The 15,672-nt window shown below is 45.0% G+C and carries 14 protein-coding genes; all 14 read left to right on the forward strand.

Going from position 1 to position 15,672, the window contains the following annotated elements; genetic code table 11:
* Window positions 1-65: 65 nt before the first annotated feature.
* The 14 genes from sucD (at window position 66) to fliJ (ending at window position 15,653) form a co-directional block, all read left to right on the forward strand.
* Window positions 66-995 carry a succinate--CoA ligase subunit alpha gene (gene sucD / locus JNUCC31_RS27045; protein WP_076289497.1) on the forward strand — a complete coding sequence of 310 codons (930 nt, stop codon included), beginning with the start codon at window positions 66-68 and terminating at the stop codon, window positions 993-995.
* Between the two features lie 244 nt (window positions 996-1,239).
* On the forward strand, window positions 1,240-2,370 hold the full coding sequence (gene dprA, locus JNUCC31_RS27050) for a DNA-processing protein DprA (RefSeq protein ID WP_192266272.1): 1,131 nt from the start codon (window positions 1,240-1,242) through the stop codon (window positions 2,368-2,370).
* Window positions 2,371-2,490: 120 nt separating this feature from the next.
* A complete protein-coding gene (topA, locus tag JNUCC31_RS27055) occupies window positions 2,491-4,581 on the forward strand; it encodes a type I DNA topoisomerase (RefSeq protein ID WP_192266274.1) in 2,091 nt (696 codons plus the stop codon).
* A gap of 32 nt (window positions 4,582-4,613) precedes the next feature.
* Entirely contained in the window at window positions 4,614-5,948 is a 1,335-nt protein-coding gene (trmFO, locus tag JNUCC31_RS27060; protein ID WP_192266276.1) for an FADH(2)-oxidizing methylenetetrahydrofolate--tRNA-(uracil(54)-C(5))-methyltransferase TrmFO, read from the forward strand.
* Window positions 5,949-5,974: 26 nt separating this feature from the next.
* Window positions 5,975-6,517, forward strand: coding sequence for an ATP-dependent protease subunit HslV (gene hslV / locus JNUCC31_RS27065; protein ID WP_062326042.1), 543 nt, complete (start codon window positions 5,975-5,977; stop codon window positions 6,515-6,517).
* A gap of 139 nt (window positions 6,518-6,656) precedes the next feature.
* The gene (hslU, locus tag JNUCC31_RS27070; protein ID WP_192266278.1) at window positions 6,657-8,057 is read left to right on the forward strand and encodes an ATP-dependent protease ATPase subunit HslU; all 1,401 of its coding nucleotides are present in this window, start codon (window positions 6,657-6,659) and stop codon (window positions 8,055-8,057) included.
* A 986-nt stretch (window positions 8,058-9,043) separates the two neighbouring features.
* Window positions 9,044-9,451 carry a flagellar basal body rod protein FlgB gene (flgB, locus tag JNUCC31_RS27075; protein ID WP_192266280.1) on the forward strand — a complete coding sequence of 136 codons (408 nt, stop codon included), beginning with the start codon at window positions 9,044-9,046 and terminating at the stop codon, window positions 9,449-9,451.
* Window positions 9,452-9,456: 5 nt separating this feature from the next.
* Window positions 9,457-9,909, forward strand: coding sequence for a flagellar basal body rod protein FlgC (gene flgC, locus JNUCC31_RS27080; RefSeq protein ID WP_192266282.1), 453 nt, complete (start codon window positions 9,457-9,459; stop codon window positions 9,907-9,909).
* Between the two features lie 59 nt (window positions 9,910-9,968).
* Window positions 9,969-10,280, forward strand: coding sequence for a flagellar hook-basal body complex protein FliE (fliE, locus tag JNUCC31_RS27085; protein ID WP_192266283.1), 312 nt, complete (start codon window positions 9,969-9,971; stop codon window positions 10,278-10,280).
* Between the two features lie 138 nt (window positions 10,281-10,418).
* On the forward strand, window positions 10,419-12,002 hold the full coding sequence (gene fliF, locus JNUCC31_RS27090) for a flagellar basal-body MS-ring/collar protein FliF (protein WP_192266284.1): 1,584 nt from the start codon (window positions 10,419-10,421) through the stop codon (window positions 12,000-12,002).
* 2 nt (window positions 12,003-12,004) lie between these two features.
* The gene (fliG, locus tag JNUCC31_RS27095) at window positions 12,005-13,030 is read left to right on the forward strand and encodes a flagellar motor switch protein FliG (RefSeq protein ID WP_411835243.1); all 1,026 of its coding nucleotides are present in this window, start codon (window positions 12,005-12,007) and stop codon (window positions 13,028-13,030) included.
* Window positions 13,023-13,883, forward strand: a complete 861-nt coding sequence (locus tag JNUCC31_RS27100) for a FliH/SctL family protein (protein ID WP_192266285.1) — start codon at window positions 13,023-13,025, stop codon at window positions 13,881-13,883. The genes fliG and JNUCC31_RS27100 overlap by 8 nt, the downstream gene beginning before the upstream one ends.
* A complete protein-coding gene (gene fliI, locus JNUCC31_RS27105) occupies window positions 13,870-15,189 on the forward strand; it encodes a flagellar protein export ATPase FliI (RefSeq protein ID WP_192266286.1) in 1,320 nt (439 codons plus the stop codon). Before JNUCC31_RS27100 ends, fliI begins: the two co-directional genes overlap by 14 nt.
* A gap of 11 nt (window positions 15,190-15,200) precedes the next feature.
* On the forward strand, window positions 15,201-15,653 hold the full coding sequence (gene fliJ, locus JNUCC31_RS27110; protein WP_192266287.1) for a flagellar export protein FliJ: 453 nt from the start codon (window positions 15,201-15,203) through the stop codon (window positions 15,651-15,653).
* Window positions 15,654-15,672: the final 19 nt, after the last annotated feature.

Below are 15,672 nucleotides of genomic sequence, written 5' to 3' on the forward strand. Positions count from 1 at the left end.
AAATTGCTGCCTTAGTTCCGGAGCTGTCCGGCACTTGAAAAATAACCGTAAGGATGTGAAGCAACGTGAGTATTTTGATTGATAAAAATACAAAAGTCATTACGCAAGGCATTACGGGTTCAACGGGAATGTTCCACACGAAGGGCGCATTGGACTACGGAACCCAGATGGTAGGCGGCGTAACACCGGGTAAAGGCGGAACCAATGTTGATATTACGCTGGAAGATGGCAAAGTTGTCAGTCTTCCGGTGTTCAATACGGTACAGGAAGCGAAGGAAGCTACTGGCGCAACAGCGAGCGTCATCTACGTTCCCCCGGCATTTGCAGCGGATTCCATCATGGAAGCTGTTGACGCAGAGCTGGATCTCGTGATCTGTATCACCGAAGGTATCCCGGTACTTGATATGGTCAAGGTTGACCGTTTCATGGAAGGCAAAGATACCGTTCTGATCGGACCAAACTGTCCGGGCGTTATTACACCAGGTGAATGCAAAATCGGCATCATGCCGGGTTATATTCATATGCCTGGTCACGTTGGCGTGGTTTCCCGTAGTGGAACGCTCACGTATGAAGCTGTTCATCAATTGTCTGCACGTGGAATTGGACAATCATCTGCTGTTGGAATCGGGGGCGACCCGGTTAAAGGCTCCGAGTTCATTGATATCCTGAAACGGTTCAATGAAGATCCGCAGACGCATGCTGTCATCATGATCGGTGAAATCGGCGGTACAGCTGAAGAGGATGCTGCAGAGTGGGTACGTGAAAACATGACCAAACCAGTGGTTGGCTTTATCGGTGGTGTTACCGCGCCTCCGGGTAAACGCATGGGTCATGCGGGTGCAATTATCTCAGGTGGTAAAGGTACTGCCAAAGAAAAAATTGCGAAACTTGAATCTTGCGGAATTAAAGTTGCTCCAACGCCGGCCGAAATGGGCTCAACGCTGGTGAGTGTACTAGAAGAACGCGGAATTCTGAATTTGTGCACGACACATTAATTCTTTCCCGTTATAATAGAAGAAACGGTTCAGAGAGCTAAACTGTCTGGGAACCGACTATTGTTGATACGGAAAAGGTAAGCAACCTTTTGTCCATAACAGGACGAAGGGTTGCTTTTTTGCGTTTTTTTACAGGTGGTACATGAGAAGAAGGGTCCTCCTGCAAAGTAAACGCTTGCATTCTGTTGTCACTTACCACACAATATGAGGGAAGATTTTCTTCCCGCTTCGGGAGGTTATTGATATGGAAGAAAGATGGATTTTGATTGGTTTACATGAAACGGAAGGCGTTGGTAAGAAAACAATCTCCAAGTTACTATCAGGAAATCATCAACTGGCTGATCTATTGAGCTATGAAGAAGGGGACTGGACTGCTGCGGGTCTGCGTAAGGATCAGGCAGTGCGTTTAGCGAAGCAGTTCAATGCTGACTGGATTGAACAGAGACAAGCGTGTTTGTACAAACAAGGCATTGAGGTTATTACTTATCTAGACCATGACTATCCTATATTAATGAAGGAAACCGTTCAACCACCTTGGGTAATGTACGGTCGCGGCGACCTGAATTTGTTGCACAGCCAATCCATTGCAATGGTAGGGACCCGCATGCCTACGGTATACGGACGTAAAGTTGGTGAAAAACTGGCGGAGCAATTTTGCCATGCTGGGCTGACAGTTGTGAGTGGACTCGCCAGAGGAATAGATAGCGTGTGTCATGATGCTGCGCTGCGTGCCAATGGCAAAACCATTGCGGTATTTGGGACAGGAATTGACAATATTTATCCACCCGAAAATACAAGTCTCGCAGAACGGATTGCCGACAAGGGTCTGCTATTGTCGGAATATCCACCAGGTACACGTGCCCGTCAGGGCTTATTTCCAGAACGTAATCGGATCATCGCCGGTCTAACCCTGGGTACATTGGTTGTTGAGGCTGACATTCGAAGCGGCTCTTTGATTACTGCGGATGCCGCTCTTGAAGCGGGAAGAGACGTGTTTGCAGTCCCGGGACCCATAACATCTCCCAAGAGTCGAGGTTCACACAACCTGATTCGTCAGGGAGCGAAATTGGTAACTTGCGCCACGGATTTATTAGAAGAGTATCGATTGGACTTGCCAAATACGGAACAACTTCCTTACAATAGAGGACGTTCGACGCATAGCAGTGAAACTTCCAAACAGGGAATATTTCCAGTGGTAAAACTATCTTTGGATGAACGATGTGTTATTAATTTACTGGAGCAGGAGGAGCATTCTCTGGATCAACTTGTTGAACAGCTTCATTGGGATTTTGGACATTTGCATTCAGTTCTGTTATCTTTAATCATAAAAAAGCAGATTAGCCAATTACCTGGAACCAAATACGCGAGGGTATGACAGTGCTGCACTCAAGGTAGCATGTGAAAATAGATTATTAGCGGAAGTTAATCCTGCTGCTAAGTGATGGATGAAACAAAAAAACAAGCAGCAGTTTCATGACTGAGAGGAGATGAACCTATGGCGGATGCACTCGTAATCGTGGAGTCGCCCTCAAAGGCGAAGACGATCGGCAAATATTTAGGCAGCAAGTTCATCGTAAAAGCTTCGATGGGACATGTGCGCGATTTGCCAAAGAGTCAGATCGGCGTTGAGGTGGAGAATGATTTTAATCCGAAATATATTACGATCCGCGGCAAAGGTTCTATTTTAAAAGAACTAAAGGATGCACGAAAGAAAGTGAAAAAAGTGTATCTCGCAGCTGACCCGGATCGCGAAGGCGAGGCTATTGCATGGCATTTGGCTCATGCGCTTGAACTGGATGACACAGCAGATTGCCGGGTTGTATTTAATGAAATTACGAAACAGGCCGTCAAGGATGCGTTCAAAACACCGCGCAAGATTAATATGGATCTGGTAAACGCACAGCAGGCGAGACGTATTCTCGATCGGCTTGTAGGCTATAAAATAAGTCCATTATTATGGAAGAAAGTCAAAAAAGGTTTGTCTGCGGGTCGTGTTCAGTCCGTAGCCGTCAAAATCATTTTGGATCGTGAAAATGAAATTAATGATTTTGAACCAGAAGAGTACTGGAGTATTACAGCCAAACTGACAGCAGACGGAAATCCGTTTGAAGCCAAGTTCCATCAACTGAACGGTACCAAAACTGAACTTGGCAGTGAAGCCGAAGTACAGGCCATTTTGAAACAGATCGAGGGTGCTTCGTTTACCGTCAAGGAAGTTAAAGAAAAAGAACGTAGCCGTAACCCTTCTGCTCCGTTCACCACAAGTTCTTTACAGCAGGAAGCCGCACGTAAATTGAATTTTAGAGCTTCCAAGACGATGTCCGTTGCCCAACAACTGTATGAAGGGGTAGACCTCGGAAAAGAAGGCACAGTGGGTCTCATTACGTATATGCGTACGGACTCCACACGGATTGCAGCATCAGCACAGGAAGAAGCCAAGGAATACATTATAGGCAAGTATGGTGAGCCGTTTGCTCCTGAGACACCTAGAAACTATTCCAAAAAGGCAGCGAACGCTCAGGATGCGCATGAAGCGATTCGTCCAACTTCCATTTTGCGTGATCCAGATTCGATTAAATCGTTTATGAGTCGTGATCAGTTCAGACTGTATAAACTGGTTTGGGAACGTTTTATAGCAAGTCAGATGTCATCTGCGGTGCTGGACACTCTCTCTGTGGACATTGCTGCAGGAGATACAATCTTCCGAGCTGCGGGCTCCAAAGTTCGTTTTCAGGGTTTCATGAAGGTGTATGTGGAAGGTAATGATGACGGAACAACGGAAGAAGATCGCCTGCTGCCTCCTCTGAAAAGTGGAGACGTGCTGGAGAATCGGGAGATTGAGCCGAAACAGCACTTTACGCAGCCGCCACCACGTTACACGGAAGCAAGACTTGTTCGTACACTGGAGGAATTGGGTATAGGGCGTCCAAGTACATATGCGCCTACGCTGGAGACCATTCAAAAGCGCGGATATGTTGCCATTGAAGAGAAAAAATTTATGCCAACCGAACTGGGTGAGTTGGTCATCGAGCAGATGGAAGAGTTTTTCCCGGAAATCCTGAATGTGGAGTTCACCGCAAACATGGAAGGTGACCTTGACCATGTGGAGGAAGGTTCTGAGGATTGGGTTAAAGTACTCGCAGAATTCTACGAATCCTTTGAGAAACGGCTTGAGTTTGCGGAAGAAGAAATGAAAGAAATTGAGATAGAAGATGAAGTTTCGGATGAAATATGTGAGAAGTGCGGCAAACCGCTCGTTTATAAACTGGGTCGTTTTGGAAAGTTTCTCGCGTGCTCCGGATTTCCGGATTGTCGGAATACCAAACCCATTATCAAGGACATCGGCGTAACTTGTCCGAAGTGTAAAGAAGGTCATGTGGTTGAACGCCGCAGTAAAAAGGGACGTATTTTCTACGGTTGCGACAAGTATCCTGAATGTGATTTTGTATCATGGGATAAACCTTCAGCGAAACCATGTCCAAGCTGCGGATCGCTAATGATCGAGAAACGAAACAAACAGGGAACACGATTGCAGTGTACTTCATGCGATCATCAGGAGCCGGTGGAAGAACCGGAAGAAGAATGAACGGATTAGCATAATGGGGGTAAACGATTTCGATGAGTGAACAACAAGTAACAGTTATTGGTGCCGGGCTCGCAGGAACAGAAGCAGCCTGGCAGATTGCAAGTCGCGGCGTGCGTGTAAAATTATATGAGATGAGACCGGTTGTCAAAACGCCGGCTCACCATACGGATAAATTCGCTGAACTGGTATGCAGCAACTCGCTTCGTGCCAATGGTTTGACGAATGCAGTAGGCGTATTAAAAGAAGAAATGAGAATGCTTAATTCACTGGTCTTGGGTGCAGCAGATCGTCATGCCGTTCCGGCAGGAGGAGCACTTGCTGTTGACCGGGACGGATTCTCAGGGGAGATTACATCCACCCTTCATCAGCATCCACTCATTGAAGTGGTCAATGAAGAGCTGACTTCTCTTCCGGAAGACGGTATCGTTGTTGTAGCAACCGGTCCATTGACTTCTCCGGCATTGTCGGAGCAGATTAAGGCACTTATGGGTGAGGAATACTTCTACTTCTATGATGCAGCTGCACCGATTATCGAAAAAGATTCTATTGATATGAATAAGGTTTATCTTGCTTCACGTTATGACAAGGGCGAAGCAGCATACCTGAACTGTCCGATGACAGAAGAGGAATTCGATGTGTTTTATGAAGCATTGATTACGGCTGAAGTTGCTCAATTGAAAGAATTTGAGAAAGAAATTTACTTTGAAGGCTGTATGCCGATTGAAGTCATGATGAAGCGTGGCAAACAAACGGCTCTGTTTGGTCCGATGAAACCTGTAGGTCTCGTTAATCCACATACCGGAGAACTTCCGCATGCTGTTGTGCAGCTTAGACAGGATAATGCTGCTGGAACGCTGTACAATCTGGTAGGATTCCAGACACATCTGAAATGGGGAGAACAAAAGCGTGTATTTTCTCTGATCCCTGGACTTGAAAACGCGGAATTCGTTCGTTATGGCGTAATGCACCGTAATACATTTATTAATTCTCCCAAACTTCTCCGTCCAACGTATCAGTTCAAAGAGCGTCCAAACCTATTCTTTGCAGGTCAGATGACTGGTGTAGAAGGTTACGTAGAATCTGCGGCATCCGGTTTAATCGCTGGCATGAATGCAGCCAAAGCAGCACTGGGTCAGGAATTGGTGGTATTGCCGGTGGAGACGACGCTGGGGAGTATGGCGCAGTACATTACAACAGCTGATTTCAAACACTTCCAGCCCATGAATGCAAACTTTGGATTGCTGCCGAAGCTGGAAATCAAAATACGTAACAAAAAAGAAAAAAATGAAGCACTTGCCAAGCGTGCACTGGATGGCATTGCCCGTTTTGCTGCAGGAGAAGGTCTAACCGTTCCAGAACGCGTATAAATTATTCGTGGGAGGAGTCTGATAACATGGATATGTCATTTCATGCTACAACAATCTGTGCAGTTCGTCATAATGGCAAGGCAGCGATTGCCGGAGATGGTCAGGTGACCATGGGGCAAAGTGTTGTGATGAAAAATACAGCTAAAAAGGTAAGACGTCTCTATCGTGGTCAGGTTGTGGCTGGTTTTGCCGGTTCCGTAGCGGATGCGATTACCTTGTTTGAGAAATTTGAAGGCAAACTGGAGGAGCACCATGGTAATCTGCAGCGTGCTGCTGTAGAACTTGCCAAGGACTGGCGCCAGGATCGGATTTTGCGCAAACTGGAGGCACTTCTGATTGTAATGGATAAAACGGGAATGTTGCTCATTTCTGGCGGGGGCGAAATTATTGAGCCCGATGATGACGTTATCGCGATTGGATCAGGAGGAAACTTTGCCTTATCCGCTGCACGTGCGTTAAAACGTCATGCGGTGAATCTGGAAGCGAAAGACATTGCTCGTGAATCACTTCAGATTGCCTCTGAGTTATGTGTCTACACCAACAATAATATTATTGTTGAAGAGTTGTAAGCAAAAGCAATCTCCCGTAATGGGGCCTGAGATTCCTTCAGCTCCAGTTCATTCGTGGAGATTCTTTGTCCTTGTAGGTAAGCCTTTATAAAGTGGTATCTCTAAAACAAAGTTCGCATATTGGTAGGAGGGAAGCTATATGCATACTCAAGCGTTAACGCCCAGACAAATCGTTGCAGAGCTTGATAAATACATTGTAGGTCAAAAACAGGCTAAAAAATCGGTAGCAGTTGCTCTTCGCAATCGTTACCGCCGCAGCCTTTTGCCTGAACATACCCAAGATGATATTGTACCTAAAAATATCCTAATGATTGGACCTACTGGTGTTGGTAAAACAGAGATTGCACGCCGCCTGGCCAAGTTGGTTGGAGCTCCATTCGTAAAAGTAGAGGCTACGAAGTTCACAGAAGTGGGTTATGTTGGCCGTGACGTGGAATCGATGATTCGTGATTTGATTGAAACATCGCTGCGGATGGTCAAGCTGGAACGTACAGAAAAGGTCAAGGACAAAGCGGAAGAAGCTGCCAATGAACGGATCGTACATATTTTGGTCCCTTCACAATCCAAATCCAAAAATCAACGGAATCCGTTTGAAATGATTTTTGGAAATAATGGCAACACTACGCCAGAAACCGATGAGCAAGAACCGGATACGGGAGTAGCTGAGCGGCGGCGCAAAATCAAATTCGACCTGTTATCTGGTAAATTGGAAGATGACGTGATCGAAATTGATGTGGAAGATACGACGCCAAACATGATGGACATGTTCGCTGGTCAAGGGAATGACCAGATGGGGATGAACATGCAGGAGATGTTTGGCAGTTTATTGCCTCGTCGTACCAAAAAACGCAAGCTGGCGATTAAGGAAGCTCGCAAGGTATTGATTCAGGAAGAAGCTGGAAAGTTAATCGATATGGATGATGTTACGCAGGAGTCCATCCGCCGGGCGGAACAGACAGGTATCATATTCATTGATGAAATTGATAAAGTAGCCAGTCAGGGACGCGGTAGTGGCCCCGATGTATCACGGGAAGGGGTTCAACGTGACATTCTGCCTATCGTAGAAGGCTCTACGGTAATGACGAAGTATGGTCCTGTCAAAACGGATTACATCCTGTTTATGGCAGCCGGTGCTTTTCATGTAGCAAAACCCTCGGATCTCATTCCAGAGCTTCAGGGGCGTTTCCCAATCCGTGTAGAACTGAACAGCCTGACGCTTGATGAATTTGTTTCGATCCTCACGGAACCTAAAAATGCTTTAACCAAGCAGTATGTGGATTTGCTGCGTACTGAGAATATTGAGATTGAATTCTCGGATGATGCTATTCGTGAGATTGCCAAGCTCGCTGAGTCAGTGAACCAGAATACCGAAAATATCGGTGCACGTCGCCTGCATACTATTCTGGAGAAACTTCTTGAGGATTTATCCTTTGAGGCACCAGAGCTAACGCTGGAGCGCATGGTAATCACTCCGGAATATGTACGTGAGAAATTGAATGATATTGCACTCGATCGGGATCTAAGTCAATATATTTTGTAACTAACGATTATTGTTCTATTGAAGGCAACGTTGAAGTGTGAAGAACGGTATACAACGGATGGATGAAGATTTTGCAATTACACAGGTAAGGATATTTGATCCTCATTTTTGTGGAATTGGCTTCATCCATTCAATGTATACCGTTTATTTTTGCTGTGATCTAATATAATTTTGCCATATAACCGATAAAAGAGATGAAGTCGGCATGAGAGATGAGATGATCTAGGACTTGCGCCATATATATAGTTTATTTCAAACAGAAGGCATCCAAGACAAGGGATATTTTGAACATTCTAAAAATTCCAATAAAAGGATTTTTATTTTCCAAGTCTGGTCATCGGTTTAATCAGCAAGGAGAGAGGAACTTGCATAAATGCGCAAAATGAATGAGAGCGAATTATGGGGACGACAAATTTTTTTTGTGTTTTTAAAATCAACTTTACAAAGTTATAAATGTTAAGAAAGTGTTGCTTATAATTGGTGGATACTAGTAATATAAGATACGTTTTTTGTCAATTATTAAATTAACAGTGTGGAATAATAATAAATTATTTTAGTTCAAAACCTTATTCTTACGGTAAAAATTTCTAACAGGAACCAACATGAAAATTCTGGAATCTTCAACGAACCACTGATTAAAAACGCGATATGCATCAGAAACAGGCTTTATAAATTTTAAGAATGTTTTAGCAAATATTAGAGCAGTGTAAGCTTCCATTTGTTTTGGGCCTCAACATTTACGAAAAAATTCATAATTTGCAGAAAATACACAAAAAGCCCCGTCTTTCAGAAAAGATAGGGCTTTTTTCTTATTGTAATATATCCCAATCTCGAAGAAACTTATGTTATACGACAACATCAGAGTTAATTCTACTTAAGTCCTAGAAAAACGTGTAAAAGCGAATGTTTTTGTCGAAAAAGCATAAGCAACTTGAAGGAAAAAGGTTGAATCTTTTTCCATAATTTCTAAGGAGAGGAGGGAAAATATGAATCTTTTGAATGATATTAGTTTCCAAAGGTTACAAGGTGCACTCGATGCCTCCAACATCAGACAACGAACGATTGCTGACAACATCGCGAATGCCGACACCCCGTATTTCAAGCGTTCGGACGTTTCTTTCGAAGAAATACTACAGGATCAAATGAATGGAGATATGCCTGCTCTTAAAGGGAAAGTAACGGATTCAAGGCATTTTGTCATAGGTCCTTCCTCTTCCGTACCGACACCTGTAGTCAATATGGATCAGTCGACTTCCATGAATAACAACCAGAATAACGTCGATGTAGACAAGGAAATGAGTCTTCTGGCCGAGAACCAGTTGCGTTACAACGCTTATATCCAGCAAGTGAATGAACAGATCAAAATGATGCGTGTTGGAGTCGAAGGGAGATAGCTTAGGTGAACATCAGTAACAGTTTTAATATCAGTGCATCGGCTCTGACAGCTCAGCGCTTGCGAATGGACGTTATATCTTCCAACATCGCCAATGCAGAGACGACACGCGCAAGCGTATCCAATGGTGAAGCAGTCCCTTATAAGCGAAAGATGGTCGTACTTGAACCAAATAAGACTTCGTTCAACAGCTTGCTGCAAAATCAGATGAGAAATAATAGTTCCGGTGATGGGGTTAGAGTAACAGAGATTCGTGAAGATCAATCGCCTTTGAAACCTGTCTATGACCCTTCTCATCCGGATGCCAACGCTGAGGGGTATGTGTACATGCCTAACGTGGACATTGCAAAAGAGATGGTAGATATGATCTCGGCATCACGTTCATATGAGGCAAACGTCACAGCCTTAAATTCAACCAAGGCCATGATATCAAAAGCACTGGAGATTGGAAGGGCTTAGTTAACAGTTTAAGGATGGTCCATAAAACCGAAGTACAGAGATGAATGGGAGGGACATTAATGATTCAGAACAACATGTTTAACACACAGGCGATTCAACCGCTTCAGATGCAAAGTACGGCACAAAGTAAGCCATCCACACCAGCCGAAACCATTCAGAGCTTCGGTACATACCTACAGAATGCGCTCGGGTCTGTAGCTGCACAGGAGTCCCAAGCGCATGAAATGTCAAACCAATTCATGCTCGGAAAAGTGAACGTTGATCAGGTGATGATCGCTTCAGAACAGGCTCTGCTGAGTCTTCAACTTACGTCTCAAGTCCGAAACAAAGTGGTCGAAGCATATCAAGAGATTATGCGTACGCAATTATAAAAACGGCATACTTGCGCTTCGACAACAGCGCTGATCATTACAACAAGCAGCTGCATGCTGCTCCTGTCTTTAATCTTTTAGAACCTATAGTGATTAAAAACAGGACAGACTAAGCTAAGTTTCGGATGGGGTGACAGAGTGAATGAGAGAATTGCCCAGTACAGGGACAAGGTATCCCAGTATTGGAATAGTTTTAGCAAAAAGCAAAAAGTATTATTTATTTCAACCTTTCTGTTTTTAATTTTGGCGGCAGTCGTACTGACCATGCAATTGTCCAAGACAGAATATGAAGTTGCGTTTACGGATTTGAATGCAAGTGATTCTGCAGGCGTCATTAATTACCTGGATTCATCAAGTATTCCGTACAAATTAAGTGCAGATGGCAAGACCATATCCGTACCAAGCACGGATGTTGCGATTGCAAAAGTGAACATCGGGTCCCAAGGGATTATTCAGAATGGTTCATTAGGATATAAGTCATTCGAGGAATCATCATCACCCATTGGTATGACGGACAAAGAGTTTGATGTGAAGTATAACAACGCATTGAACGGAGAAGTGGAGCAATTGCTTCAACGGATGCAAGGTATACAAGATGCAAAAGTACTGGTCAATATGCCCAAAGATAATATCTTTGCTGGTTTGGAAGAACAGGATAAAGCGTCAGCATCGGTGGCTCTCCAATTTAAACCCGGTTATCACCCAAATCAGGCAGCAGTAGATGGCTACTTTAATTTGGTTAAAACCGCTATTCCGAATCTACCCATTGAGAATATCACGATCACTAACACGGATGAAGCGGAACTGATTCCAACAGCACGTGGTGGTAGTGGTGGATTATCTACTGAAGTACAGGAAAACATGGCTTTGCAGAAAAAATTTGAAAATGATGTTCGGAATAACGTGAAACAATTTCTTTCCCAGATTGTAGGTGAGGATAAAGTCAACGTTCTTGTGGCTTCCAAGCTGAATTTTGATAAAGAAACTCGGAAAGAAAATCTGGTTACACCGGTCGATGTAGACAATATGAAAGGCATCGAAATCAGTGTACAGGAGATTCAAAAAAGTTACACGGGGGCTAGTAATCCAACAGGCGGTGTTGCGGGTACCGGCCAACAGGATGTTCCGGGTTATCCATCATCGGATACATCAGGCAATGCGAACTCGGAAGAATCATCAAGCACCATCAATTATGAGGTTAATCGAATCGCTAAGGATATTATATCCAGTCCATATACTGTAAAAGACTTAACCATAAATGTCGCGGTTGAACCACCTGAAGGACAAAATGAATTGGCACAACCGGTCAAGGATGCTATTGAGAATATACTGGTCAATATCGTTCGGGCTTCGTTGGCCGACTCTGGCACTGTAATAAGTGACGCTGATTTGACCAAAAAAGTTTCTGTATTATCACAGGGCTTCCAGACTGCTGCGACAGCAAATACAGGCTTCCAGCTTTCCACAGGAATGATGTGGGGTGCAGGCGCACTGGTGGCAGCTTTGATTGCTGCGGTTGTTATTTTGTTAGTACGTCGTCGCCGCAAACAGAACGAAATAGAGGAAGAGGAGATTCCTCTACCAGTAGCAACAGAGTTTCCGTCCATTACGTTGGACAGTGTAACGAACGAAAGTCAAGTGCGCAAACAATTGGAGAGTTTGGCCAAGAAAAAGCCAGACGAATTCGTCAATCTGCTGCGTACATGGCTGGCTGACGAATAGAGGTGAACGCATTGGCGAAGGCAAGCAGTCAGGGGCTGACTGGAAGACAAAAAGCAGCAATTTTGCTCATTACATTAGGTCCGGAGGTATCCGCACAAATCTTCAAACATCTGCGTGATGAGGAGATCGAACAACTAACGTTGGAGATTGCCAATGTTCGCAAAGTGGATGCTTCCGAAAAAGATATGATTATGGCTGAGTTTCACCAGATCTGTCTTGCACAGGAATACATTTCTCAGGGCGGCATTACTTACGCAAGAGAGATTTTGGAAAAAGCACTCGGATCGCAAAAAGCACTTGAAGTTATTAACCGTTTGACGGCTACGCTGCAAGTTAGACCATTTGACTTTGCACGCAAAGCGGATCCAAATCAAATTTTGAACTTCATTCAAAACGAAAGTCCTCAAACGATTGCACTCGTACTATCGTACTTGCAATTTGAGCAGGCAGCAGCCATCTTGTCTTCGTTGCCACAAGAGAAGCAGGCGGACGTAGCACGCAGGGTTGCTGTGATGGACAGCACTTCTCCGGAAGTTATATCACAAGTGGAGCGCGTACTGGAACAGAAGTTATCATCCACTGTGACGCAGGACTACACGAATGCGGGTGGTATTGAATCAATCGTTCAGATCTTGAATGGAGTCGACCGGGGTACGGAGCGTACCATTCTCGACTCGCTGGAAATTCAGGATCCGGAACTTGCAGAAGAAATCAAGAAACGCATGTTTGTATTCGAGGATATCGTCAATGTGGATGATCGTTCAATTCAGCGCATTATCCGGGATATCGACAACGGAGATTTGCAATTGGCGCTCAAAGTGGCAAGCGAAGAAGTACGGGATGCCGTATTCCGGAATATGTCGAAACGGATGTCAGAAACGTTCAAGGAAGAAATGGAATTCATGGGACCTGTGCGGTTGCGTGATGTTGAGGAAGCTCAAACTCGTATCGTAGGAACGATCCGTAGATTGGAAGAAGCTGGTGAGATCATTATCGCTCGCGGTGGAGGAGATGATATCATTGTCTAATTTGATTAAATCTTTCCAGTATGTACCGGTCGATGACCGCAAACGACTCGAAAATCATCATCATTATGGTGGATCAGAGTCTGAATCGGAATTAAACGGTGAACGTGCTGAAGGTTCCGAAGCTGAGGTGCTGCAGGCACGCGTAGACGAGGAAACACAACGTCTTACTGCGGAGATGCTGGAGGATGCCAAGGAGTTTGCAGAAAAGCAGGTACGTGAAGCTTCGGAGGAAGCCGAGCGAATGCTTCAAGAAGCCCGTGAACAAATCGATACCTGGTGGCAGGAGCAGCGTCAGCAGGACGAACATCTGACTGAAGCGCTTCGTTCACAAGGCTTTCAACAGGGTTTTGAAGAAGGCAAAGTACAGGCTGAACTGGATCTCCAGGTGCAGATCGAAAAGATGATGAAGGAAGCCCGTGAGGTACTTGAGGAAGCATACGTAGCTAAAGATCAGATAATTCAGGAAGCAGAGCCTTTCCTTGTGGAGCTTGCCTGCGGTATTGCTGAGAAAGTAATAGATAAACAACTGTCTGTTGAACCGGAGCATACGCTAGAGCTGATTCGTCAGAACTTGCTACGCAAACGGGAGCAGGGCATGATCACTTTATGTGTGGCGCCTGATCAATTTGCTTTTGTTCAAGGCGCGCGTGAGGAGTTGGCTCTGGCGATTGACTCCCAGGCAGAATTGCAAATTTTGCCTGATGCTACGGTAAAAGACAAAGGATGTGTTATACGCTCTTCATTTGGAAGCGTAGATGCGAGAATCGATACACAGCTTTCTGAAATCAAAAAAGAACTGGTCCGCATAGCACTTGAGGATGAGGAGCGAAAAAATCAACATGAAGGTTCTTAGCTCACAACGTTATATGGAACATCTGCGGCAGTTTGATCCCGTTCGCATTAACGGCAAAGTTACTCAGGTCATTGGTCTTATGGTTGAGTCTGAAGGTCCGGATGCGAGTATCGGCGATGTATGTTATATCTATCCAGGCAAGTCCGCCAAGCCGCTTCAGGCAGAGGTCGTTGGATTTCGGGATAACAAAGTGCTGCTTATGCCACTCGGAGAACTTCAATCCATTGGTCCTGGATGTGATGTGGTCGGAACCGGGAAACCACTTGGGGTTCAGGTTGGATCAGAATTGCTCGGTAAAGTATTAGATGGATTGGGAAAACCTTTGGACGGATCATTGTTGCCATCTAGAATGCCAATGTACTCTACGTCCAATACGCCAGTAAATCCGATGGACCGACCTCGGGTACTCGAAACGATGGGTGTTGGTGTAAGAGCCATTGACGGTCTCTTAACGGTTGGCAAGGGACAGCGGGTCGGAATCTTTGCCGGATCGGGTGTGGGTAAAAGCACGCTGATGGGTATGATTGCCCGCAATACAGCAGCTGATGTCAACGTAATTGCTTTGGTTGGCGAGCGGGGACGTGAGGTTCGTGATTTTATTGAGCGGGATTTGGGCCCGGAGGGGCTGGAACGATCCGTCGTTATAGTTGCTACGTCCGATCAGCCTGCATTGATTCGAATCAAGGGTGCGGTCATCGCAACCACAATTGCGGAGTATTTCAGAGACAGAGGCATGAATGTGATGTTGATGATGGACTCCGTTACCCGCTACGCCATGGCTCAAAGGGAAGTGGGACTTGCCGTTGGAGAACCCCCTGCGATGAGAGGGTATACACCTTCTGTGTTTGCAAGTTTGCCCAAGTTGCTTGAGCGAGCGGGGACTGGGCCTACAGGTTCGATTACAGCTTTTTACACGGTCCTGGTGGATGGGGATGATATGAACGAGCCCATCGCGGATGCGGTGAGGGGGATACTGGATGGTCATATTGTGCTAAACCGGTCCATTGCGAATAAAGGTCATTTTCCTGCCATTGATGTACTTGCCAGCATTAGTCGTGTAATGAAGGATATCGCTCCTGAAGAGCAGTTGGAAGCTGTTAATAATATGAAGAGACTAATGGCTGTATATAAAGAATCAGAGGATTTAATTAACATCGGGGCCTACCAAAGAGGTTCCAATGCAGCCATAGATGAGTCCATAGACCAGATTGATAGCATTTGGAACTTTACAAGACAGAAAGTCGATGAAAAAGTAACGCTAAGTGAAGTACAGGAACGTTTGATTCTTGAATTTGCAAGGAGATGAAAGGGTAAACGATGAAATTTCGATATCATTTCCAGAAGGTTGTTGACCTGAAAAGCAATGAAAAAACGCAAGCGGAGTGGATGTTATCCACAGCAATTGGAAAACTGCAAACTGAGGAAGAGCATCTTTTACAACTTATGAATGATAAAAGGAAACTGATTGATGTCATTCAATCCGCTACGGAAAGCAAGGCTTCCGTATCCAGTATTCAGGAGATGCAGCGGTATGTCCATCATCTGGATGAGTGCATATTACGAAAAAACAGTGATGTTCGACATGCTCAGGTCAATGTGCAGCGGAATCAGACGTTTCTGAACGGAAAAATGATGGATGAAAAAGTGTGGGTTGGAGCGAGAGACAAGGCCAAAATCAAATTTCAGCAGGAGATGCTCCTCCGGGAACAGAACGATCTGGACGAGATGGCTACTGTACGCTTCGCTGCCAAAGCCGGACGCGCGAATTGATGTGAGCGGGCGCGAAGTT

This window comes from Paenibacillus sp. JNUCC-31 (genome assembly GCF_014844075.1).
Taxonomy (GTDB): Bacteria; Bacillota; Bacilli; order Paenibacillales; family Paenibacillaceae; genus Paenibacillus.